The organism is Micromonospora sp. NBC_01655, from assembly GCF_026339755.1.
In the GTDB taxonomy this organism is placed as follows: Bacteria; Actinomycetota; Actinomycetes; order Mycobacteriales; family Micromonosporaceae; genus Micromonospora.
The window spans coordinates 3316951-3339946 of the sequence record NZ_JAPEQF010000001.1 but is presented as its reverse complement, the minus strand read 5'-3'; the positions used below and the strand labels follow the sequence as shown (position 1 = coordinate 3339946).

General features: G+C 72.2%; 15 protein-coding genes and 1 pseudogene. 7 read left to right on the top strand and 9 right to left on the bottom strand.

What is annotated here, in order from left to right:
• Positions 1-4 precede the first annotated feature (4 nt).
• Positions 5-1252, bottom strand: coding sequence for a S8 family serine peptidase (locus OOK41_RS15605; RefSeq protein WP_266265637.1), 1248 nt, complete (start codon positions 1250-1252; stop codon positions 5-7).
• Entirely contained in the window at positions 1249-2544 is a 1296-nt protein-coding gene (locus OOK41_RS15600) for a sensor histidine kinase (protein ID WP_266265636.1), read from the bottom strand. The genes OOK41_RS15605 and OOK41_RS15600 overlap by 4 nt, the downstream gene beginning before the upstream one ends.
• 436 nt (positions 2545-2980) lie before the next feature.
• On the opposite strand from OOK41_RS15600, the gene OOK41_RS15595 reads away from it, so the two are divergent.
• The 6 genes and pseudogenes from OOK41_RS15595 to OOK41_RS15575 all read left to right on the top strand — a co-directional run bounded on the left by OOK41_RS15595 (position 2981) and on the right by OOK41_RS15575 (position 11855).
• Positions 2981-4660 (top strand): glycoside hydrolase domain-containing protein, encoded by a 1680-nt coding sequence (locus OOK41_RS15595; protein ID WP_266265635.1) that lies wholly within the window; start codon positions 2981-2983, stop codon positions 4658-4660.
• Between the two features lie 116 nt (positions 4661-4776).
• Positions 4777-6660: a prolyl oligopeptidase family serine peptidase gene (locus tag OOK41_RS15590; protein ID WP_266265633.1), complete on the top strand. Its 1884-nt coding sequence runs from the start codon at positions 4777-4779 to the stop codon at positions 6658-6660.
• Positions 6661-6814: 154 nt separating this feature from the next.
• Positions 6815-8662: pseudogene (locus OOK41_RS15585) on the top strand (RiPP maturation radical SAM C-methyltransferase); the annotation flags it as partial.
• Between the two features lie 30 nt (positions 8663-8692).
• Positions 8693-9352 (top strand): DUF5825 family protein, encoded by a 660-nt coding sequence (locus tag OOK41_RS31915; RefSeq protein WP_117669964.1) that lies wholly within the window; start codon positions 8693-8695, stop codon positions 9350-9352.
• Between the two features lie 48 nt (positions 9353-9400).
• Positions 9401-10606 carry a cytochrome P450 gene (locus OOK41_RS15580; protein ID WP_266265630.1) on the top strand — a complete coding sequence of 402 codons (1206 nt, stop codon included), beginning with the start codon at positions 9401-9403 and terminating at the stop codon, positions 10604-10606.
• Positions 10599-11855: an MFS transporter gene (locus tag OOK41_RS15575; protein WP_266265629.1), complete on the top strand. Its 1257-nt coding sequence runs from the start codon at positions 10599-10601 to the stop codon at positions 11853-11855. Before OOK41_RS15580 ends, OOK41_RS15575 begins: the two co-directional genes overlap by 8 nt.
• A gap of 225 nt (positions 11856-12080) precedes the next feature.
• On the opposite strand, the gene OOK41_RS15570 is transcribed toward OOK41_RS15575, so the two are convergent.
• The 7 genes from OOK41_RS15570 to OOK41_RS15540 all read right to left on the bottom strand — a co-directional run bounded on the left by OOK41_RS15570 (position 12081) and on the right by OOK41_RS15540 (position 21816).
• The gene (locus OOK41_RS15570) at positions 12081-13088 is read right to left on the bottom strand and encodes an ABC transporter ATP-binding protein (RefSeq protein WP_266265628.1); all 1008 of its coding nucleotides are present in this window, start codon (positions 13086-13088) and stop codon (positions 12081-12083) included.
• Positions 13085-14080: a succinylglutamate desuccinylase/aspartoacylase family protein gene (locus OOK41_RS15565; protein WP_266265627.1), complete on the bottom strand. Its 996-nt coding sequence runs from the start codon at positions 14078-14080 to the stop codon at positions 13085-13087. The genes OOK41_RS15570 and OOK41_RS15565 overlap by 4 nt, the downstream gene beginning before the upstream one ends.
• A gap of 4 nt (positions 14081-14084) precedes the next feature.
• Complete coding sequence (locus OOK41_RS15560) at positions 14085-16046, bottom strand: dipeptide/oligopeptide/nickel ABC transporter permease/ATP-binding protein (protein WP_266265626.1); 1962 nt, start codon at positions 16044-16046, stop codon at positions 14085-14087.
• Entirely contained in the window at positions 16036-17025 is a 990-nt protein-coding gene (locus OOK41_RS15555; protein WP_243639883.1) for an ABC transporter permease, read from the bottom strand. Before OOK41_RS15555 ends, OOK41_RS15560 begins: the two co-directional genes overlap by 11 nt.
• Before the next feature lie 27 nt (positions 17026-17052).
• Positions 17053-18543, bottom strand: coding sequence for an ABC transporter substrate-binding protein (locus tag OOK41_RS15550; RefSeq protein WP_266265624.1), 1491 nt, complete (start codon positions 18541-18543; stop codon positions 17053-17055).
• 64 nt (positions 18544-18607) lie between these two features.
• Entirely contained in the window at positions 18608-20053 is a 1446-nt protein-coding gene (locus tag OOK41_RS15545) for an ABC transporter substrate-binding protein (RefSeq protein ID WP_266265623.1), read from the bottom strand.
• 53 nt (positions 20054-20106) lie between these two features.
• Entirely contained in the window at positions 20107-21816 is a 1710-nt protein-coding gene (locus OOK41_RS15540) for an ABC transporter family substrate-binding protein (protein ID WP_266265622.1), read from the bottom strand.
• A 346-nt stretch (positions 21817-22162) separates the two neighbouring features.
• Here OOK41_RS15540 and OOK41_RS15535 point away from each other — a divergent pair, with 346 nt between their 5' ends.
• Entirely contained in the window at positions 22163-22966 is an 804-nt protein-coding gene (locus tag OOK41_RS15535; RefSeq protein WP_266265620.1) for an IclR family transcriptional regulator, read from the top strand.
• The last annotated feature ends 30 nt before the right edge of the window (positions 22967-22996 follow it).

Here is a 22996-nt window from a genome sequence, read left to right as displayed (position 1 = left end):
CCGGTCAGCCGCCGGGACGCCACCCGCGGGCCCGGCCTCGACGCGCCACCGCCGTGCCGATCCCGAGCAGCAGCGCCGCCACGAGTCCCGCCAGCACCAGCGACGGCACCCGCGGATCCACCCGGGCGCCGGGATTCGCCCGGGCCGCCGCGACCGGCTGCGCGCTCGCGCCCACGGTTCCCGGCGGATCCTCGACGCCCTCGGCGGCCACCGCCCGGTACGGGTCCACCATCCCCCAGCCGAGCTGCGGGTGGTGCCCGTCGAACGCGGTCCGGTGCGCGGTCGACTCGATCCGCCGCACCACCTCGGCGGCGCTGAGCTTCGGCCGGTACGACCGCACCAGCGCGGCCGTGCCGGCCACGTACGCCGCCGCGTAGGCGGGATCGTCGACCGTGGGTGAGTGTCCCAGCCGGCCGCCTGCTCCGGCGGAGAGGCTCAGCAGTTGTCTTCCCGGGGCGGCCACCCCGATGTGGTCCCCGGATTCGGTGGAGGCCACCGCGCCGTCCGGCCCGAACGCGCCGACCGCCAGGACCCCGGGCAGCGCGGTCGGATAGCTGGTCGCACCCCCGGTCCGCGCGCCGGACGCGGCCGGCGACACCACCACGACGTCGGCCGCGATCGCCCGCGCGGTGGCGGCCCGCAGCCCGGCGGTGATCCTGGTCGCCGGTAGCACCACGTAGATCACTCGGGCGCGGGCGGCCACCGCGAAGTCGATCGCGGCGGCGAGCCGGGCGGGGTCGACGGCCCCCTCGCCCTGTTTGGTGCTCTGGGCGTAGCGAACCGGGAGCACGGACACGCCGGGGGCCAGACCGGCGAAGGTCGTCTCGTCGTGCGGCCGGGCGGCGATCAGGCCGGCGGCGAACGTGCCTCGGCCGTCACAGTCGTCGGTGGCCCTGGCGGTGTTGGCCAGGACGTCGCGGCCGTCCTCGACCTGACCTGGACGGAACTGTGCGTTCCGGGCGTCGACGCCGGTGCCGAGCACCGCGACCCGCACCCCGGAACCCGTGCTCAGTGGCCACACCCGGCGCGGCCCGAGCAACTCCGTCGCCCACGGCGTGCCGGCGGTGTGCACCCCCACCGGCTTGGCACAGCCGGCCGGGGCGACATAGCCGGCCGGGGCGGCGGCCACCGGCAGCGCCCCGACCAGCGCGCCGACGACGCCCGCCAGCGCGCCGAGCGCGGCTCGGGAGCCGCCCGGCCCCGGCCGGGCCCCCGCCCCGGCACCGCGCCTGGGTCGGCCCAACCGGTTCATGCCGGCACCCGCAGGGTGACCCGGGTGCCACGGCCGGGCCAGGACTCCACGGTCGCCCTGCCGCCGACCTCGCGCAACCGGGCCACGATCGACTCGCGGATGCCGAACCCGGGCCGGCCGGCGACGTCGAAGCCGCAGCCATGGTCCCGGACCACCACGACCAGGGCGCTGCTCTCCTCGTCGGCGCGGACCACCGCGTCACCGATGCCGGCGTGTTTGGCCACGTTGCCCAGGGCCTCCCGCACCCCACCGAGGACCGCGTCGCGGTACGGTCCGGAGATCCGGCTGCCGGCGCCGGCGGCCACCGCCAGCTCCACCCGCAGCCCGCGTCCCGCGAGTTCCTCGGCCAGTTCGGCCAGCCCGCTGGCGAGCGGGTTGTCGTTGCCGCCGGGCTCGTCGAGCGTCCGACGCAGCCGGGCGGCCTGGACCCGGGCGGTGGCCCGTACCTCGGCGAGCTGCGCCGCCGGCGCGGTCTCATCCGCCGCGCTGTGCAGGGCGATCGCCTCCAGGCTCTGCAACACCGTGTCGTGCAGCGAGCGCAGCCACCGGATTCGCTCGGCCTCCCGACCGGCCCGGATCCCGTACGACATGGCCAGGTGCAGACCCAGCCCACAGACCACGAGCGCCGCCCACGTGACCACCACCGCCAGGCCGAGCCACCCGACCCGGCCGACGAACGTGCCCGTGTCCGCGGCGGCGCCGAACGCGGCCATCGCCAGCTGTGCCGGCGCCGACAGCAGCACCGCGAGCACGCCACCGACCAGGCCGTACGCTCCGGTCACCAGGACCACGGCACCGGCCAGGTACGGCCAGAGCACCGCGGTGTGCGGCACCACCGCACTCGCCGCCACGGTCAGGCCGTACGCCACGGCGAGGTCGACCAGCACGGCCAGGCGTACCCGTTCGAGGTCCACCGTCGACCGTCGGGAGACGGTGCCGATCGCCGCGACGTTGGCGGCCAGCAGCAGGGCCGTGACCGGCAGCAGGACGGCCGGCGCCACCGACTCCCCCCGCACCACGAGCAGGCCCAGGGCGACGGGCAGGACGCACACCCGGTATGCCAGGGCACCGAGCAGCAGGCAACGCGAGGTCTGACGACGGAGCACGGCACCGGCGGTGCCACCGACCGGAACGAGCCCCTGCGCGAAGGCCGCCGGCATCCACATCGGACGCCACGGCGGCGCCGCGATCCCCGCCGCGGCGCGGGTCAGCAGCGCGAACATCATGCCCGGCACGGCGGCACGGTCGACCGTCACGGCACTGTCGACCGTCACGGCACTGTCGGCCGTCACGGCCGCTCCCGCGCTGCGCCGACCAATGCCCACGTGTCAGCTCCTTGTCCACATCACGGACCGCGCGTCACGACTGGCCCACACGAGGATCATGGCCAGTTTTCCCGACATTTGACCTTCGAGGCAAGAGCCAAATACCGCTGCGGCGGTGAGCGAGTCGAGTGCGCCGGGTGTTCTGGCTGCCGTGGGCGGCCGTCACGCGCAGCCCCACCGGCACGGCTGCGGCGGTCAGCGTCCCCAGGCCCGCGCGCAACAGGGCCGATGGCAGTGGAAAAGGCCTCGTCGCGTCGCTGGTTGCTGGTCGACGGCGCCCACCGTTCGGCCCGCCGCGCCGAATCTCATCGACAGTGATCTCTGGCGTGCGCCGCCCCCACGTGGTAGGAATTTGCCGAATCGTGCGTCAGTTTCGAAGAATTTCACCCACAGGGAGGCTTCGATGAGGACAAGAAGGATCATGGCCGGCCTCACGGCCGCCGTCGTCGTTCTGACCGGGGCGGCCACACCGGCCTGGGCGGCCCCCACAGACGAACGGATCGTCAGCTACCGCGGCTACCGGGTGCCGGTACCGGCGGACTGGCAGATCGTCGACCTGTCCACCGACGCGCACGCATGCGTCCGGTTCGACCGACCCGCGGTCTACCTCGGCCATCCGAGCGAGGAGCCCTGGTGCCCGTCCGGGCTGGTGGGGCGCACGGCAGGACTGGTCATCGAGCCGATCGACGCCGGCACCGCCGAACGCCTCACGGCGGACACCGCCGTCACGGCCAGGGGCCGGGCGACCGCGGACACCCTGGTGTCCCGCGACGGAACGCTCCAGGTCGCGGTTCGTGACGCGGGCGTACTCGTCACGGCCCTGCACACATCGGACACGGAGTCGGTGGTCCGCCGGATCCTGACCTCCGCCACGCTCGGTCGGGGTGCCACGCCGGTTTCCCCGGACGCCGTTCGCGCGGCCTCGATGCTGCCGTCGGCGGCGTCCGGCCCGCAGCCGGGCACCTACACCGGAAAGGGCTTCGACACGTGTACCGCTCCGTCGCAGTCGACGATGGACGCCTGGCGCAACAGCTCGCCCTACCGGGCTGTCGGCGTCTACATCAGCGGCTCGAGCCGATCCTGCACCCAGGCCAATCTGACCGCGACCTGGGTGGCCAACCAGACCAGCAAGGGCTGGCACCTCATCCCCATCGAGCTCGACCGTCAGGCGCCGTGCGGCACCCGCACGCCGAAGATGTCGTACGACCCCGCCACGGCACGGTCCGAGGGTGCGACCCGGGCGACCAGCGCGGTGAACGCGGCCCAGGCGCTGGGCATCCCCGCCGGAAGCGTGCTCTACAACGACATCGAGCACTACCCGTCGACTGAGTCGTGCAAGGCGGCCGTGCTCTCCTACCTCTCCGGCTGGACCGAACGGCTCCACGGGCTCGGCTACCTCTCGGGCATGTACTCCAGCGGCTCCTCCGGCGTCCGGGATCTGTGCGGTGCCTATCACGACACCCGGTACACCCGCGTCGACCATCTCTTCTTCGGCTGGTGGAACGGCGCGGCGAACACCGACGCCGGCGACTACTGCCCGGACGGGTACTACGGCAACCGTCAGCGCATCCACCAGTACACCGGTGACAGCTACGAGACCTGGGGCGGCGTACAGATCTACATCGACCGCGACTATCTCGACGTCTCGACCGGCACCACGGAGCCACCGCAGGGGTTCAGCGTCACGGTCGACAACACCACCACGGGCCGGTTCACCGCGAGCACGAACTGGGGCACGTCGACCTATTCCAGCCAACGGCTCGGTACCGACTACCGGTTCGCCGCCCCGACCCCCGCCAGCGATGTCGCCTGGTACAGAGCGGACCTCCCGGTGACCGGCAGCTACGAGGTCTCGGTCTGGTACCCGGCCGACCCGGGCTACAACGACTCCACCCCGTACGTCGTCGCCACCACCACCGGCAACCAGACGGTGCGGGTGAACCAGCGCCTCAACGGCGGTCGGTGGGTGTCACTCGGGGTGTTCCCGCTGGCCGCAGGCGACGGCAACAAGGTGGGAGTGAGCCGGTGGTCCAGCGGCACCGGCTACGTCATCGCCGACGCGGTCCGCATCACCCGCGCCTGACCGACGGCCCGAACAGGCACCCGCGCCGCGACCGCCTCGGCCCCCCGGCCACATTTACACATAGTCAGTCTTCGATTACTATCGGCGCTCCGACCGTCCGTAGGAACGGGGTCGTCGTGATTCCACCGCGCGCACCGGCATTCGCCGCCGACGATCAACTCCGGGCCATCGAACTCTGCGACGTCGCTGGCCGTTCCCAGGTCGTCTCCTGGGACCGCGCCAGCGGTCGTCGCCGGGTCCTGACCGAGGCGCGGCACGGGGTGGACGCCTTCGACCTGGAGCCGGACGGCGGCCACGTCTGGTGGTTCGACACCGACCCGGATGGCGTGGGGCTCTGGCGACGCCAGCCGTTCGAGGGCGGGCCGGCCGCTCCCGCGTTGACCGGGGTGCCACCAGGCCGGCCGTACGGCATCGCCTTCGACCACACCGGCCGGCTGGCCGTCGTCTGTGTCGGGGACGCTGCCGAGTCCCGGCACTATCTCGGCACGCCCGGCGGCCCGGCGCACCTGCTGGCAGCCGCCCCGGGCTACGTGCCCCTGGTGGACCTGAGCGCAGACGGCACCCTGCTGGCGCTGGCCGGACGACCGGACGGGCCCACCGCGGTCACCGTGGTCCGGCTCACCGACGGCCGCACCGAGATCCTGGCCGGCGACCGGCACCGCCGGGTGTGGGCGCTGGAGTTCCGCCCGGGTCCGGGGGACGACACCGCCCTGCTGGTGGTCGTCGAGACGGGCGGCTGCTACACCGTCGGCACCTGGCGGCCGGGGCACGACCTCCGGTTGCACGAGCGGCTGTCGTTCGACACGGAGATCACCGCGCACTGGTACGTGGACGGCCGCCGGGTGCTGGTCCAGCAGGATCGGACGGGGCGCAGCCGACTCCTCCTGTCCGACCTCGTCGGAGGCGCCCCGAGCGTCCTGCCCACCCCACCCGGAACCATCCTCGATCTGGCCTGCGCGCCCGAGGGCGCGGTCCACTACGTGTGGAGCCGGGAGGCGGTGCCGCCGAGCCGGCTGGTGGTCGACCCGGCCACCGACCGGCACCCGGCACCGGCCCCGCCCGCCGCTTCCGGACGCGGCGAGGTGTGGACGCCCCAACCGTACGGCCGGATCCACAGCTTCCTGGCCACCCCGCCCGGAACCGGGCCATGGCCGGCGATCTTCCTGCTCCACGGTGGACCGTTCCTGCACGACCGGGACAGCTACGACCCACGGGTGGAGCTGCTCACCGGTGCCGGCTACGCCGTCGTGCGCACCAACTACCGGGGATCCACCGGCTACGGTCCGCGGTGGCGGCACGACTTCGGCCACCGGGTCGGCCTGGCCCAGCTGGAGGATCTCGCGGCGGTACGCCGGCACCTGGTCGACCTCGGTGTCACGGAGCCGGGGCGGGTCGGGCTGTGCGGCTACTCCTGGGGCGGCTACCTGGTCCTGCTCGCGATGGGCGTCGAGCCCGACGACTGGGCGGTCGGGCTGGCGGTCTCCCCGGTGGCCGACTACGCCACGGCCCACCGTACGACACTGCCCGCCCTGCGCGAGGCGGACGAGGAGCTCTTCGGCGGCACCCCCGCCGAGGTCCCCGACCGGTACCGGGCCGCCAACCCGATGACGTACCTGGACCGGGTCCGCGGGCCGCTGTTCGTCGCCGCCGCGACCGACGACGAACGCTGCCCGGCGGAGGCGGTCCGGCGGTACGTGGCCGCGCTGCGGGACCGGTCGGTGCCGCACGAGGTGCTCTGGTCCACCGGCGGGCACCACGGGAACGCCGCCGCCCAGACGACCGTCTTCACCGCCCTGCTCCGGTACGCCGGCACGGTGCTGCCGCCGGGCGTCCGGGCTCCGGCGCCCCTCAGCCAGGACCACCGCGACCGGCGGGGTCCGACCCCGGACCCACCGGAGGGAGGTGAATGCAATGAAGCGACGCACTGTCCGGCACGACCCGATCAGCACGGGCGAGCGGGACCGCGGCGCCGTCATCGTCAAGATGCTCCTCGATCTTGACCGGGCGGTCCCGGCCGCGCGGCCCCAGGTGAACGAGGCGCCCCGAACCACCGGCAAGTGACCCGGCAGCGGTGACGGCACGTCCACGGCATCGTTCCGGGGCATCGCTGCGCTGCCCCGGAACGATGTCCAGCCCGTCGAGAGGAGACCGGCGATGAAGGTCGTCCTGGTGCACATGCCGTGGGGATCGCTCGACGTTCCGTCGCTCGCCCTGGGCATCCTGCGTACCGCGGCCGGCAACGCCGGCCACGACGTGGAGGTCCGGTACGCCAACCTGGACTTCGTCGACTGGGTGGTGGACCGGGTCCCCTTCGGCCTGGCCGAGTACCAGTACTTCTCCGAGACGTCCTACTTCCAGGGCGCCGGGGACTGGGTGTTCGCCGGCGCGCTCTACGGCGAGCGGCGCGACTTCGCGCCGTTTCACCGGCTGCTGGCCGACGCGGGTTCGAGCCGGGCCGAGACGGAGATGACCGCCGCGCTGCACGAGCTGGTGCCCGACTTCGTGGAGACGCTGGTCGCCGAGCTGGCCGCCGCCGCGCCGGACGTCGTCGGGTTCACCAGCACCTTCCAGCAGAACACCGCCAGCCTGGCCGCCGCCCGCCTGCTCAAGCAGCGACGGCCCGCGGTGCGGACCGTGCTCGGTGGGGCCAACTGCGACGGGGCGCAGGGCGCGGCGCTGCACCGCAACTTCCCGTTCCTCGACTTCGTCGTCCGGGGCGAAGGGGAGGTGGCCTTCCCCCGCCTGCTCGACGCGCTCGGCGGCGGGGCGGACGACCTCGCGGACATCCCCGGGTTGTGCTGGCGGGACGGGACGGGCGCCGCGCGGGCCAACCCGATGTCGGCGCAACCGTTGCCGCCGGCCCGGATCGTCACCCCGGACTACACCGGCTTCGTCGAACGCCTGGACACCTCGGCGGCGGCCGAGTGGGTGGCGCCGAAGCTGGTCGTCGAAGGCTCCCGCGGCTGCTGGTGGGGCGAGAAGCACCACTGCACGTTCTGCGGTCTCAACGGCTCGTCGATGCAGTTCCGCAGCAAGAGCCCGGGTCGCTTCCTCGACGAGGTGCTGGGCCTGGCCCGCCGGCACCAACTGCTCGACTTCATCGTGGTCGACAACATCCTGGACATGGCGTACTTCGACTCGGTGCTGCTCCGGTTGGCCGAGTCGGAGTACGACGTCCGCCTGCACTTCGAGGTCAAGGCCAACCTGCGCCGGCACCACTTCCAACGGCTGGGTGCGGCCGGGGCGGTACAGGTCCAGCCGGGGGTGGAGAACCTGAGCAGCCACGTCCTGCGGCTGATGGACAAGGGCGTGACCGGCTGCCAGAACGTCCGGGCGCTGCGCGAGGCGCAGAGCGCCGGGGTGACGACGAGCTGGAACTACCTGTACGGGTTCCCCGGCGAGACGGCCGAGGACTACACCGAGGTCATCGCGCAGCTACCGGCGCTGCACCACCTCGATCCGCCGATGGGAGCGGCGCGGATCGCCATCGAGCGGTTCAGCCCGTACTTCAACCAACCGGAGCTGGGCTTCCCGGTGCTGGAGCCGGCCCCGCAGTACCGGGAGATCTACCACCTGCCCGCCGGAGAACTCGCCGACCTGGCGTACATCTTCACCACCGTCGCGCAGGGCATCGGCCGGGACGAGGCGGCGGCGCTGGACGCGGCGATCGAGCGGTGGCGGGCCGAGTACCCGGTCAGCCGGCTGACCTGCCAGGAGGTCGACGACCGGATCGTGCTGGTCAGCCGGCGCGCCGCGTACGACTGGTCGGTGTACGAGCTGACCTCGCCGGTCGAGGTCGGGCTGTTCCGGCTGCTGGAGCAGCCCCGGACGGCCGCCACGCTGGCCGCGCGGACACCCGGCGGGGCGGCGGTGGTGCGACCACTGCTCGACCGCTGGTCAGAGCTGGGCATCGTGTTCCGGGAGGGGGGCTGCTGGGTGCACACCGCCGTGGAGTCGCACAACCAGGTGCTGGCCCGGATCGACCATCACCGGGCTGCGGCGGACGCCACCGCACGCGCGGAGAGGACCGCCATGCCGTCGCAGCGGGTTGACTTCGGCGCGACCGAGATCCGGGTCGAGCTGTCCCGGGACTACGATCCGGCCGCCGCGCGGCTGCCCGGGATGGCGCTCGGCACGCGCCGGCTCGGCGGGCCGTGCGGCCCGGCGGTGGCCGGCTGGTACCGCGACGGCGCACGGCACGCGCGGCTCACCCACCCGGTGGACCTGTGCCGGGAGGCCGACGCCACCTCGGCGCGTTCCCTCGTGCTGATCCGCGAGCTGACCGCCCGCGGGGTCGCGGTGGACTGGACGGCGCGCTGCCGGGACGGGTGCCACGGCGGCGGCCTGTTCACCCACCTGCACCCGCCGGCACGGCTGGACGGGGACCCCGACGGCGCGGTCACGGCCCGCTGGCGAGAGGAGTTCTTCCTCTGCCGGTGCGTCTACCGGCGCGGACCCGGGTTCGTCGAGGTCCGCGACCGGCGCTCCGGCTCGCTGGAGGTGGTGACGATCGACGAGCCGGGTCACCTGACGGCGATCACGGCGCTGGTGGAGGGCGTCGCCGCGACGGAGGTACCGGCCGGGGTGCGCCACGACCTCGCCGGGGCGCACCTGGTCGTCGAGCAGGCCGGCCACCTGTGGTGGCTGCCGACCCGCGCCCACCGCTGGCCCTTCCCCGCCCTGATCGTCTAGCTGCCCTGATCGCGTAGCTCCCCCGACCGTGTCACCCCGAGGAGGCCCATGAGCACCGCCGAGGACGAGCTGGCGCCACCCCGGCAGGCCCCGTTCATCGTCGATCCGTACCCGACGTTGGCCCGGATCCGGGCCAACGGTCCGGTGTCGATCCTGCACAGCGACGAGGGTCTGCCCATGTGGGTGGTCGCCCGGTACCGCGACGTGCGGGCGGTGCTGGCCGACCCGAGGTTCGGCCAGGACGTCCGCCGGGCGCAGGAGCTGGCCGACGACCGGGTGGCGGGCGTGCCGCTCGGCAGCGACATGGTCCACATGCTCAACAGCGACCCGCCCGACCACACCCGGCTGCGTCGGCTGATCCACGGGTTCTTCACCGCCCGGCGGGTGGCGGCCATGCGCCCGCTGGTGGAACGGGTCACCACCACGTTGCTCGACGGGATCGCCGATCGCGACACCGTCGATCTCGTGGCGGATTTCGCCTTCCCCCTACCCATGCTGGTCATCTGCGAGTTGATCGGCTTCCCGGCGGAGGACCGGGCCGCCTACCGGAGCTGGTCCACGGCGATCCTGACCCACGGCGACGATCCGGAAGCCTTTGGTCGGGCGCTGCGGGAACTGACCGACCACATCGCCGTCGTGTTGGAGCGGCGGCGCACGGACCCCCGCGACGACCTGCTGACCGTCCTGCTCGTGGCCCGCGACCAGGGTCAGCTCACCGACGACGAGATCGTGGGCATGGTGTTCCTGCTGCTGATCGGGGGCCACGAGACGACCGTCAACCTGCTCGGCACCGCCACCCTCGCGTTGCTGCGCAACCCCGACCAGCACGCCTGGTTGCGGCAGAACCGGGCCGCGCTGCCCATGGCGGTCGACGAGTTTCTCCGCTACGAGTCCCCGGTGAGCATGGCGACCCTGCGGTTCACCACCGAGCCGGTGGACGTCGACGGGGTCGAGATTCCCGCCGGGGAACTGGTCCTGGTGTCGCTGGGCGGCGCGAACCGCGACCCCGACCGGTTCCCCGAGGCCGACCGGCTCGTCCTCGACCGGGGCGACGCCGGACACCTCGCCTTCGGCCACGGGCTGCACCGGTGCCTCGGCGCGTTTCTCGGCAAACTCGAGGGCGAGGTGGCGCTGGACGCGCTGCTGAGCCGTTTCCCGGGGCTGACGCTGGCCGGCACCGAGGCGGACCTGCGCTGGCGAAACACGATCATGCTCCGTGGGCTGGAGTCGCTGCCGGTGGCCACGCATGGCTGACTCCGCCACCCGGACCCCCCGGCGTCGGTCGGGGCCCCGGCTGAGTCTGGAGCCGCTGCGGTCCCGCGACTACCGGCTGCTCTTCGTCGCCGAGTCGGTGTCGGTCTTCGGCGACGCGTTCCACGCCGTCGCGCTGCCCTGGCTCATCTACCAGGTCGGCGGGGGCGCCCGGGAACTCGGGCTGCTGGTCGCGGTCTACGGCCTGTGCCGGCTGGCGACCACGCCGCTGGGCGGGATCCTCGCCGACCGGATCGGCCCCTGGCAGGTGATGCTGGTCTCCGACCTCGGCCGGTTGGTGTTCACCGCCGCGATCGTGGTGGCCGCCGTCGCCGGCGACCCGGATCTCGTCCTGCTCGGGGCGCTGGTCGCCGGCACCGGCCTGGGGGCCGGCCTGTTCCAGCCGGCCGCCTACGCCATCACGCCCCGGTTGCTTCCCGCCGACCAGTTGGCGGCCGGCAACGCGCTGCACAGCACCGCCGGCTTCGCCGCCGGCCTGGTCGGGCCCGGGGTCGCCGGGTTGCTCGTCGTCGCGCTCTCCCCGGGCGTCGCGTTCGGCGTTGACGCGCTCACCTTCGCGGTCTCGGCCGTATGCCTCGGGGCCATCGGGATGCACCATCGCCGGGTCGCGCCGGTCGCCCGACCCGCCGACGGGACGCCACCCCCGCCTCGGTCGACGTTCTGGCAGCTATTGCGCGGGTCCCCGCTGCTGCGGACCGTCCTGGCGGTGACCGCCGCGGCCAACCTGACCGTCGGCGGGATGATCCGGGTGGGGCTGCCCTCGCTGGCCAGCGCCGACCTGGCCGCCGGGGCGGGTGGCTTCGGTGGCCTGCTGGCCGCGTTCACCGGCGGGTCGCTGGCCGGCGGGTTCTTCACCGCCGGGTTGGCCCGGCTACGGCGGCGCGGCGCCACGGCCATGCTCTCCGGGTTGGTGATGGCCGCGGCGGTGGCGCTCGTGCCGTTCGCCGGTTACGCCGGTGCCGTCGTCGCGCTGGCCGTCGCCGGGGTCGCCAGCACCGTGACCAACGTTCTGATCATCACTGTCGTCCAGCAACACACCGCTGCCCACCTGCTCGGCCGGGTGATGAGTGCCATCCTCTTCGCGGCGTTGGGCCTCTTCCCACTGTCCGGCGTGGCGGCGGGTCTGGTGGTGGACGCGTACGGGAGCGGGGTGCTCTTCCTGGCCACCGCGGCGACGTTGGGCGCCGCCTTCAGCTTCGGCCTTTCCCGCCGCGCCCTCCGCGAGGGGTGACCGGCCCGCCGGACCGCGGCCGGCGACCATGCTTCCGGAGCCCGGGACCGGCGGACTCCAGGAACGGCGGACCGCACCGATGTCACGAACGACTCAGCTCCACAGGCGTACGGAGGGACCCGGGTCGGATCCGGCTCAGGCGAAGTCGAACACGAACGGGAAGGCCAGGACGACGAAGAGCAGCAGGTCGAAGAGGATGAGCACATCGCGCGGTCACCGGAGTCGTCAGGCGATGACCGGAAGGTGCCGCGCTGTCGGGGGAACGTTGATGCACGCCACGGGATGCCCGGCACCGCGCTGGACCAGGGCGGGCTGCTCCGCCGAGCAGGCGTCGGTGGCCTGCCAACAGCGGGTCCGGAACCGGCAGCCGCTGGGCGGGTTCACCGGACTGGGCGGGTCGCCCCGGAGCAGGATCTGCGCACGCTCGTGGTGCGGGTCCGGTACCGGCGCGGCGGACAGCAACGCCTTGGTGTACGGGTGTGCCGGACGGTCGAAGATCTCCGCCACGGTGCCGGTCTCCACCACGCTGCCGAGGTACATGACGGCGACCCGGTGCGAGATGTGCCGCACGACGGACAGGTCGTGGGCGATGAACACGTACGCCAGACCGAGGTCCCGTTGCAGCCGCCGGAGCAGGTTGATCACCTGCGCCTGGACCGACACGTCGAGCGCCGACACCGGCTCGTCACAGACCACCACCTCGGGCTGCAACGCCAGGGCACGAGCGATGCCGATCCGCTGCCGCTGGCCGCCGGAGAACTGGTGCGGGTAACGGTTGACGTGCTCGGGGTCGAGTCCGACGGTCTCCAGCAGTTCCTGGACCCGCCGCCGGCGCCGGTCGGCGCTGCCCAACTCGCCGTGCACGGCGAACGGCTCGGCGATGATCTGGCCGATCGTCATCCTCGGGTCGAGCGACGAGTACGGGTCCTGGAAGACGAACTGGATACGCCGTCGCAGGTCGCGCAACTCCCTGCCGCGCAGCCCGGCGATGTCGGTCCCCCGGTAGCGGATCTGCCCGCCGGTCGGCTGTTCCAGCCGGGTCAGCAGCTTGGCGAGGGTCGACTTGCCACAGCCGGACTCACCGACGATGCCCAGCGTCTCGCCGGCCCGGAGCTCGAAGGAGACGCCGTCGACGGCCTTGACCACACCCGCCGACCGCTTGAACAGGTTCCCCCGCCGGACCGGGAAGTGCTTGGTGAGCCCGTCGACGTCGAGCAGCACGTCGGGGGTCATGCCGCGCTCCGGCGGGGCCGGCCGATGACGAAACCGAAGTTGTACGGGTGCACCGGATGGCTGCGCGGAACCGACAGCAGGATCCCGTCGCCGGGCGACCGGTACTCCTCGAGGATGGTGAGGTCGACCGGGGAGAGCAACCGGCCGAGCAGTTCTCCCCCGGTGGTGGCGGTCAGCAGCCGGTCCTCGGTGATCTCGGGTACCAACATGCCCCCGTGCCCGGGCCGCAGGTCCCAGGCGACCTCGACGTCGGTGACCGGCCGGGGCGGTGCCGGCTCGTCGAGCATGCCCAGGTGGATCATCACCCGGCGGACACCGTCGACGTTCCGGGCGATCCAGTCGTCCTCGCTGCGGGAGCCGAAGCCGAGGCCGCCGACCTCGACGCCGATGGCGGACACCCCGGCGGCGCTGGCCGCGTCGAACACCGAGTTCGGGAACGCGACCGCGGCGTCCTCGCCCTGGATGTACGGCATGCCGAAGGCGACGGCCAGCTCCCGGCTGGCGGCCGACAGCGGGCCGGTCGCGTCGTAGAGCACGACGCCCCAGGTGGTGCCCCACGGGCCGGGGTGGAAGTCCAGCAGGTGGGTGGAGCGCTCGATGATCTGCTCGACGAGCACCTGGCCGGTCCGTCCCGTGATCGACTCGGTGTCGCGCAGGATCGCCTTGTTCATGTTGACGAAGCCGACCTGCTGGATGTCGTTGGAGTAGCGGGTGACGGTCCGCAGGGCGTACGGGTTGGCGGCCGGCACGACCACCAGGGTTCCGCGCAGCGTCGCCGGGTCGGTGCCGGCCAGCACCGCGCGCAGCACCGCGTGCGAGAACCACTCGTTGCCGTGCACCCCGGACAGCAGGGTGAGCGTCGGCCCGTCGGCGGTGCCCGACACCACGTGGACGTGGATGGCCAGCTCCGAGCCGTCCAGGTCGGTCAGCACGGGGAACCGCAGGATCTGGCGTTCCCCGGGGCGGGTTCGCAGCAGTACGCGGGAGGTCATGTCGTCACGGCCTTTCGGGGATCGACGAGGTGGTGGCGGTCTCCGGCCGGGCATCGCCGAGCGGGGTCAGGCGCAGGCACGCCGCCAGGTGGCCGGCGGTCACCGGGACGAGGTCCGGCACGGCGGCCGAGCAGTCGGGCGTGCGGATCCCGCAGCGCGGGGCGAACGCGCATCCCGCCGGCAGTGCGGTCATGCTCGGCGGGGAGCCGGGGATCGCCCACAGCTCCTCGTCGGCGGGCCGGTCGAGGCGGGGTACGGAGTCCAGCAGGCCCTGGGTGTACGGCATCGAGGGGTTGTCGAACACGTCGGCGGCGGTGCCGACCTCGACGAGCCGGCCGGCGTACATCACCGCGACCCGGTCGGCGATCTCGGCCACGATCCCGAGGTCGTGGGTGATCATCAAGATCGCCGCGCCGGTACGCTCCCGGACGGCCCGCAGCGCGGCGAGCACCTGGGCCTGCACGGTGACGTCCAGGGCGGTGGTGGGCTCGTCGGCGATGATGAGATCCGGGTCGTTGGCGATGGCCATCGCGATCACCACCCGCTGGCGCATGCCGCCCGAGAACTGGTGCGGGTAGTCGCCGAGCCGGTTACGGGCGTCCGGGATCCCGACGGTGTCCAGCAGTTCCACGGCGCGGGCCCGGGCGGCGGCCCGGGAGCAGCCCTGGTGTACGCGGACGGCCTCGGCGACCTGGTCGCCGATGGTGTGCACCGGGCTCAGCGAGGACATCGGGTCCTGGAACACCATGGCGATCCGGCTGCCCCGCAGGCGCCGGAAGTGCGGCTCGGCCAGCCCGACGAGTTCCTGGCCGGCGAAATGGATCGAGCCGCTGACGGTGGCGGTGGGCGGCAGCAGCCCCATCAGCGCCGCGGCGCTGACGGACTTGCCCGAGCCGGACTCACCGACCAGGCCGACGACCTCGCCACGGCGCAGTTCCAGGTCGAGGCGACGAACCGCGGACACGTCGCCGCTGTCGGCGGCGAACACCACCCGCAGGTCGCGGACCGACAGCAGCACGTCGTCGGGCACCGCGTCGGTGCGCTCCGCCGGCCGGGCGAGGTACCGGCGGCGGCGCGGACCCTTGGTCTGGGTCGGGTCGAGGGCGTCGCGCAGGCCGTCGCCGATGAAGTTGATGGACAGGGCGATGAGCAGGATGACCAGGCCCGGGAAGTAGAACAGCCAGGGCCGGGTGGCGACCGCGGACTGGGCGTTGGCCACCAGCAGGCCGAGGGAGGTGTCCGGCGGCTGGACGCCGAAGCCGATGAACGACAGCGCGGTCTCGGCGAGGATCGCGGTGGCGACCAGGATGGTCACCGACACGATGATCGGGGCGGCCACGTTGGGCAGGATGTGCCGCAGCATGATCCGGAGATCGGACGAGCCCAACGCCCGGGCGGCGGAGATGAACTCGCGTTCCCGCAGGCCGAGTACGACGCCGCGGACGACCCGGGCCACGCTGGTCCACATCAGCGCGGCGAGTACGGCCGCGATGAGCACCCACCCGCCGCCGCTGCCGGCGAAGTTGTGCCCGAGGACGGCGGCGACCGCGATCGTCGGCACGGTGAGGAACAGGTCCACCAGCCGCATCAGCAGTGCGTCGGTGCGTCCGCGGTAGTAGCCGGCGACGATGCCGATCACGGTGCCGACCACCGCGGCGCCGAACGCCACGGTGAGCGCGATCAGCAGCGACTGCTGGGTGCCGCGCATGACCTGGGCGAGCAGGTCGTGGCCGAGCGAGTCGGTGCCCAGCGGGTGGACCGCCGACGGTGGCTGCGAGTTGTCGGGCGTGATCTCGTCGTGGCCGTAGCGCCACAGCAGCGGGCCGACGAACGCGAACGACCCGACGAGTACGAGGGCCACCAGCGCCGCCGCGGCGAGCCGGTGCCGGCGGAACCGGGTGAGGACGCCGCGCCATGGACCGGGCGCGGCGGCGGGTGCGGACACCGGTGGCGGTTCAGCGGACACGTCGGATCCTCGGATCGAGAGCGGCGTACAGGATGTCGGCGAGCAGGTTGAACAGGACCACCGCGACCGCCGCCACGAGCAGCCACGCCATCACGGCGTTGACGTCCCGCCCGTTGATGGACTCCAGCAGGTAGTCGCCCATGCCCCGCCACTGGAAGACGGTCTCGGTGACCACCGCCCCGGCGAAGACGGCGGTGAAGTCCAGCGCGATGACCGTCACCAGTGGGGTGAGCGCCGTGCGCAGGGCGTACTTGCGCAGTACGGTGCGCCGTCGCAGGCCCTTGGCGGTGGCCAGCTTGACGTAGTCGCTGCCGAGCACGTCCAGCATCGACGAGCGCTGGAACCGGCTCCACGCGGCGAAGTTGATCAGTACCAGCGTGATGGTCGGCAGCACCAGGTGGCCGGCGAGGTCGGCGATCCGGCCGCCCAGGGTGGGCGGCGGGATCACCGAACTGTCGCCGACGGTGTAGATCAGGGTGCTGCCGGCCAGGGTGTTCAGTTCGATGCCGCCCTGCTTGAGCAGCACGGCCAGCCAGAAGGACGGCATCGCCAGGAACAGGAAGCCGGTCGAGGTGAACAGGTAGTCCAGCCAGGAGTACTGACGGACCGCGCTGACGACCCCGACCAGGATCGCCAGCACGGCCGCGATCAGCATCGCGATGAGGACGAACCGCATCGTGATGCCCAGGCGCGAGCCGATCTCCATGCCGATGTCGGCGTTGCGGTCGACCGACGGACCGAGGTCGCCCTGGACGACCCCGGTCAGCCAGTCCCAGTACCGTTGCAGCACGGGCTGGTCCAGCCCGAGCCGTGCCTCCTCGGCGGCGATCGTGTGCGGCGGCACCGGTGGCTGTCGCTCCCGGAGTTCGGCCAGCGGATCACCGGACTTGGCCACGGCCAGGAATATCAGGAACGTCGACACGAACAGCACCGGAATGGCGACGAGCAGCCGCCGCAGGGCGAAACCCACGATCTCCATGAGGAACCTTCCCGCGCCCGCTGCCGGCTAGCCTTCGCCGCCGGTGATCTTCCGGAGGCGACCCCAGTGCCAGAACGGGATCCGGAAGTCGACCTGGTCGGCCCAGCCGAAGAACTGGTCGCTGCGCAGCAGGTAGATGCAGTACCAGAACAGCGGCACCACGCTCGCGTCGCGGGCCCACACCTCCTGGAGCCGTCGGTAGTGCGCGATCCGCTCGGCCCGGTCGGTGGTCGACCGGCCGGCGACGTAGCAGGCGTCGGCGTCGGGATTGGCCAGCGCGAGGTGGTTGCGCTGCCCGCCGCCCGCCAGCCGGCTGGCGGTGATGTCCGGGTCGGGCATCATGTTCCCGCCGCTGATGGTCAGGTCGAAGTCGCCATCCCGGCCGATCTGCCGCGACCACGTCTCCGAGTCCAGCCCGGCGTACTCGACGTGCACGCCGATCGCCGCGAGGTCCTCGGTGACGCTGCGCGCCAGCCCGGCGTGGCCGTCGAAGGTGGCCATGTAGTACATCCGCAGCGACAGCCGACGTCCGTCCGCGTCGCGCGGGTAGCCGGCCTCGTCGAGCAGCTTCTCGGCCGTCGCCGCGTCGTGGCCGACCGCGGTGACGTCGCGGGCCACGGCGAAGCTGCTGCCGGGGAAGAAGTTGGCCCACGGCTCCGACCAGCCGGGCTCGGCGAAGCGTTCGAGGCGGCCGCGGTCCACGGCATGCGCGAGCGCCAACCGAAGCCGGCGGTCGGCCCACCGCTCCTGCCGGTAGTTGAAGCTCAGCAACGCGACGCCGGGACCACGCTCGCGGTACACGCTGGCGTGCGCCGAGCCCTCGGCCAGCGGCAGCCGCTTCATGGTGAGCACGTCCTGCGGCGCGAAGTGTGCCCTGCCGTCGGCGATCATGCGGACGCACTCGTCGAGGTCCGGTTCGACGACGATGGTCACCCGGTCCACGCCGGCCGGCGGCCCCCAGTACCCGTCCCAGGCCTCCAGCACGATCCGCCCGTTGGGCACCATCTCGACGAACCGGAACGGGCCGGAGCCGACCGGCTGCTGGTTGTGCGGGTTGGTCGCCCAGTCGGTGCCCTCGTACAGGTGCCTGGGCAGGATGTGGGTCGCGGCGAAGTTGCCGAGCTGGGTGAGGAACGCGGCGTTGGGCTCCTCCAGGTGGTACTCGACCAGGTGGTCGTCGAGCACCTTGATGTCGGCGATGCCGTGCAGGAACGACGCGGCGTGGTACCCGTTCGCCAGGGCGGTCAGGTGGGTGTAGGCGACGTCGTGGGCGGTGACCGGCTGGCCGTCGTGCCAGCGGGCGTGCCGGTTGAGGGTGAACCGCCAGCGCCGGGCGCCGTCGAGGCACTCCCAGTGCTCCGCCAGGTCCGGGTAGGACGCGGCGCCGCCGACCTCGGTGACGACGAGCCGGCTGAAGATGTTGTTGGCGACGAAGTAGCCGGCGCCCCCGACGAAGTTGCGGTACGACTCGTTGATCTCGGTCGTCCCGTTGGGTACGACGACGATGTACTCGTCCAAGTCATCTCCTCGGTGATTGGGGTAGGAACTGCCCCAGGTGTCCTGCGGATGGGTGGAAGGGGGGTCAGCGCACGACGGGCCGGATCCGGCCCCAGTGCCAGAACGGCACCCGGAAACCGACCTGGTCCGGCCAGCCGAAGAAGCTGTCACTGCGCAGGTAGTAGGCCGCGTACCAGAACAGCGGCACCCAGTCGACGTTGCGGGCCCAGACCCGCTGCAACTCCCGGTAGTGCTCGCCGCGCCGGTCCCGGTCGATGGTGGCCCGGGCAGCCGCGTAGCAGGCGTCGGCCTCCGGGTCGGACAGCCGGGCGTGGTTGCGCCCGCCGCCGGTCTCGAACCGGCTGGCGGTGATCTCCGGGTCGGGGACCATGTTGCCGCCGCTGATCGTGAGGTCGAACGCGGCGTCGCCGGCCACCTGGCGGGCCCAGGTCGGCGAGTCGAGCCCGGCGACCTCGACCTCCAGTCCGACGGCACGCAGGTCCTCGGCGACCGCCGCGGCGATACCGGCGTGGCCGGTGAAGTTCTTCATGTACGCCAGCCGCAGCGTCGGCCGGTCGGCGCCGGCTGACGTGATCCCGGCCGCGTCGAGCAGCCGGACCGCCTCCGCCGGGTCGAAGGCCGGTGCGGTCGCGTCATCGGCGAACGCCCAGTCCACGCTGCGCGGCAGGTAGTGGGCGTACGGCTCGGACCAGCCGGGGTCGGACAGCGGGACCAGCCGGCGGCGGTCGACCGCGTGCGCGATGGCGGCGCGGGCCCGTCGGTCGTGCCACCGGTCCTGGGTGTGGTTGAAGCCGAGTACGGCGATCCCGGGGCCGCGTTTGCGCCACACCGACGCGACCGTGCTTCCCTCGGCCAGGTGCAGCCGGGGGAAGGTGAGCACGTCCTGGACCAGGTAGTGGGCCCGCCCGTCGGCGACCTTGCGGACGGCCTCGTCGAGGTCGGGCTCGATGTCGAGGATGACCCGGTCGACCTGGGGTCGCGGCCCCCAGTAGCCGTCCCACGCCTCCAGCACCACCCGCTCGCCGGGTACGTGCTCGACGAACCGGAACGGGCCGGAGCCGACCGGCCGCTGGTTGTACGGGTTGGTCGCCCAGTCCGTGCCCTCGTACAGGTGCTTGGGCAGGATGTGGGCGAACACCAGGTTGCCCAGTTGGGCGAGGAAGCCGGCGTTGGGCTGGCGGAGCACGTACCGCAGCTCGTGCGGGCCGAGCACCTCGATGTCCTGCACGTCGTGCAGGAACGACGCGGCGTGGTAGCCGTTGGCCAGGGCGGTCAGGTGGGTGTAGGCGACGTCCTCGGCGGTCACCGGCTCGCCGTCGTGCCAGCGGGCGTGCCGGTTGAGCTGGAACCGCAGCGTACGGGCGTCGGGCGCCATCTCCCAGTGCTCGGCGAGGTCCGGATACGCCGCCGGAGATCCGGTGTCGAACACGACGAGCCGGCTGTAGATGTTGTTCGCCACGAAGTAGCCGGCCGAGCCGACGAAGTTGCGGTAGACCTCGTTGAATTCCACGGCGGGGGAAGGAACCTCGACGATGAAGTCCCGCCCGGGCCGGTGCTCGCCCGTCACTCCTTGATACCCCACTCCTGGCTGTTGTAGCTGGTGCCGAAGCGGGTCGGGTTGACCCGCACGTTGCCGAGGTCGCTGCGGTACGCGACCAGGCTCGGCGTCTGGTAGATCGGCAGGGTCACGGCCTGCTCGCTGATCCGGGTGTCGACCTTGTTCAGCAGGTTGACGACCTGCTGCGGGTCCAGGGTGCGGGCCGCGTCGGTGAGCCAGCCGTCGATCTCCTTGTCCCGGTAGCCGGTGTGGGTGCCCTTCGAGCCGAACACCGACTGCGCGGTGGCGGTGGGAATGACGTCGAGGTTGGTGCCGAAGACGATCAGGTCGAAGTCGCCGGTGTTGACCGTGGTGCCGAGGCTGTCGGTCTCCTGGAGCTGGAGCGTGATGCCGAGCTGCTTGAGCTGGTTCTGGACGAGCACCGAGGTGTCCAGCCGAACCTGGTTGCCCTTGCTGTAGCGCATCCGCAGCGCCGGTACCGGCTTGCCCTTCGGGTCGGTGAGCTGACCGTCGCCGAGCACGTAGCCGGCATCGGTGAGGATCTTTTTCGCCGCGTCGAGGTTTCCGTCGCCGAGCCCCGCCGGGGTCACGGTGTCGGCGTAGGCGTCGACGCCTTCGAGGGTCTGGCCGGGCATGAAGTTGCGGTTGCCGAGCGGCTTGGTGCCGGCCGCGAACTGGCCGATGGTCTTGTCGATGATGGCCTGCCGGCTGACCGCGGTGAAGATCGCCTTGCGCAGGGCGACGTCGGCCAGTGCCGGGTGGGCGGTGTTGATGTCCAGGTGCTCGTAGACCAGTCCGGAGGCCAGCGACGTGGTGACGTTGCTGACGCCCTTGAGCTGCTGGACGAGGTCGAGGGTGGGGCGGGGCACGACGACCTGGATCTCGTTGTTGGCCATCGCGGTGACCGCCTGCCGCTCGTCGGTGAGGATCCGGAAGACGAGTTGGTCGAGGTGCGGGCCGTCGCCGTACCACTTGGGGTTCTTCGTCATGGTGACCGACTGGTTCGGCACGTACTGGGAGATCAGGAACGGCCCGCCCGACCAGGTCGGCACCGTGCTGGTGAAGTAGTTGTTGAACGAGTTGGCCGGGTCGCCGTGCTGGGCGGCGATGTGCGCCGGCAGCAGGTGCGGGAACATCAGCCGCCACGGCTGGTAGGTGTTCTTGAACTCGACGGTGACGGTCTTGCCGTTGTCGCTGCCGGTCACCGAGGCCACCTGGTCGTACCCGGCCTGGGTGGCCGGCTCGCAGGTCGGGCACTGCTGTGGGTCCTGGACCTGCCAGGTGTACTTGAAGTCGTCGGCGGTGATCGGCGTCCCGTCCGACCAGGTGGCTTCCGGCCGGATGCGGTACTCGACGGTCTGTGGCGAGTCCTTGACGACCTTGACCTCGGTGACCAGCGCGTCGTTCTTGGCCATCGTGAAGTCGGGCTGGGAGATCATCGCGTGTGGGAGCACCGGGTTGAGGATCTGCCGGTAGCCGAAGACGTCGCCGGTGGCGTGCAGGATGTTCCAGTTCTTGACATCGACCTCGATCGAGTAGGCGAGCGTCCCGCCGTCCTTGACCTTGGCCTGGTTGGCGTCGACCTGGCCGGCCTTGATGCCGTCGCCGACGTTCTCGTCGCCCCCGCCGGTGCTGCAGGCGGCGAGTAGTAGGGGCAGCAGGGCGAACCCGGCTGTCGCCGCCCGGAGGCGGCGGTGGGGGTTGCGGTGAGACACGGATGACCTCCCGGTACGTGGACGTTCGTCGTGCTGCGCGGGATCGGGCATCAGATGGTGATGCGCTGGTACCGGGGGCCAGGCTGGCCAGCCGGCGTGGCGCCGGCATGCGCACCAGGACCAGGTGGCGTTCGTTGACCGGAGCCGATTTCCACATGGTGGATACTAGTATCCGCATCGCGCACGTCAAGTGTTCGTTCGGAGGATCTGAGTTCGGCCGGGCGGACGCTCCACCACCGGAGCCGACGGCACCTGGGTGGCGGCAGCGCGGACACCGCCGCACGGCATACGATGTGCGCCGCGCGGGCATCAGCGCAGGATCACGGCGGCACGGGAACGAGGGGGCATGGGGCGCGAAGGCGACAGCGGAGGCGGAGGCGGAGGGGTCCAGTCCGTCAAGCGAGCACTGCAGATCATGAATGTCATCGCCGACACCGGAGCACCGTGCGGGTTGTCCGAGCTGGCGACCGCCACCGGCCTGCCGATCGCCACCATCCACCGGCTACTTCGGACGCTGATCAGCGCCGGCATGTTGCGGCAGGAGCCGGACCGCCGGTACGCCCTGGGCAGCGCCCTCATCCACCTCGGCGACCAGGCCCTGACCATGATCGCCCCATTGATCCGGCCGCACCTGGCGACGCTGGTCGAGGCCCTCGGCGAGACCGCCAACGCGGCACGGCTCGAGGGAACCCACATCGTCTACCTGGCCCAGGTGGCCTCCCGACACCAGATGCGAATGTTCATCGAGGTCGGCCGGCGGGTCGAGGCGTACCGGACCGCCGTCGGCAAGGCGATGCTCGCCCAACTCGACGACCAGGTCATCGCCGACGTGTACGCCAACACCGAGTTCGTCGCGGCCACGCCGACCAGCATCACCAGCCTGGACGACCTGCTGCGGGAGTTGCGGGCGGTGCGGACGAACGGCTTCGCCGTCGACGACGGCGAACAGGAGGTCGGGGTGCGCTGTGTCGCGGTGGCCGTTCCCGGCCCACCCGGCACCCTGGCGCTGTCCGTATCGGGGCCGACCGCCCGGATCAACGACAGCCTGGTCGCCCGGGCCGTACCGCTGCTACAGCAGTCGTCGTCCATGATCGCCGCGGCCACCCGCGTCGCCCACACCGGACTGGTGGCCCCTCGGGCACACCGTTAGGCCCGACTTCCTGCGCCCCGCCCGGCCGCG

What these genes read in the sequence shown, in the direction of transcription:
- OOK41_RS31915 (WP_117669964.1), top strand. Translation starts at nt 8,693, where the DNA reads ATGCCGTCGCAGCGGGTTGACTTCGGCGCGACCGAGATCCGGGTCGAG.
- OOK41_RS15605 (WP_266265637.1), bottom strand. Translation starts at nt 1,252, where the DNA reads ATGAACCGGTTGGGCCGACCCAGGCGCGGTGCCGGGGCGGGGGCCCGG.
- OOK41_RS15580 (WP_266265630.1), top strand. Translation starts at nt 9,401, where the DNA reads ATGAGCACCGCCGAGGACGAGCTGGCGCCACCCCGGCAGGCCCCGTTC.
- OOK41_RS15575 (WP_266265629.1), top strand. Translation starts at nt 10,599, where the DNA reads ATGGCTGACTCCGCCACCCGGACCCCCCGGCGTCGGTCGGGGCCCCGG.
- OOK41_RS15570 (WP_266265628.1), bottom strand. Translation starts at nt 13,088, where the DNA reads ATGACCCCCGACGTGCTGCTCGACGTCGACGGGCTCACCAAGCACTTC.
- OOK41_RS15565 (WP_266265627.1), bottom strand. Translation starts at nt 14,080, where the DNA reads ATGACCTCCCGCGTACTGCTGCGAACCCGCCCCGGGGAACGCCAGATC.
- OOK41_RS15595 (WP_266265635.1), top strand. Translation starts at nt 2,981, where the DNA reads ATGAGGACAAGAAGGATCATGGCCGGCCTCACGGCCGCCGTCGTCGTT.
- OOK41_RS15555 (WP_243639883.1), bottom strand. Translation starts at nt 17,025, where the DNA reads ATGGAGATCGTGGGTTTCGCCCTGCGGCGGCTGCTCGTCGCCATTCCG.
- OOK41_RS15535 (WP_266265620.1), top strand. Translation starts at nt 22,163, where the DNA reads ATGGGGCGCGAAGGCGACAGCGGAGGCGGAGGCGGAGGGGTCCAGTCC.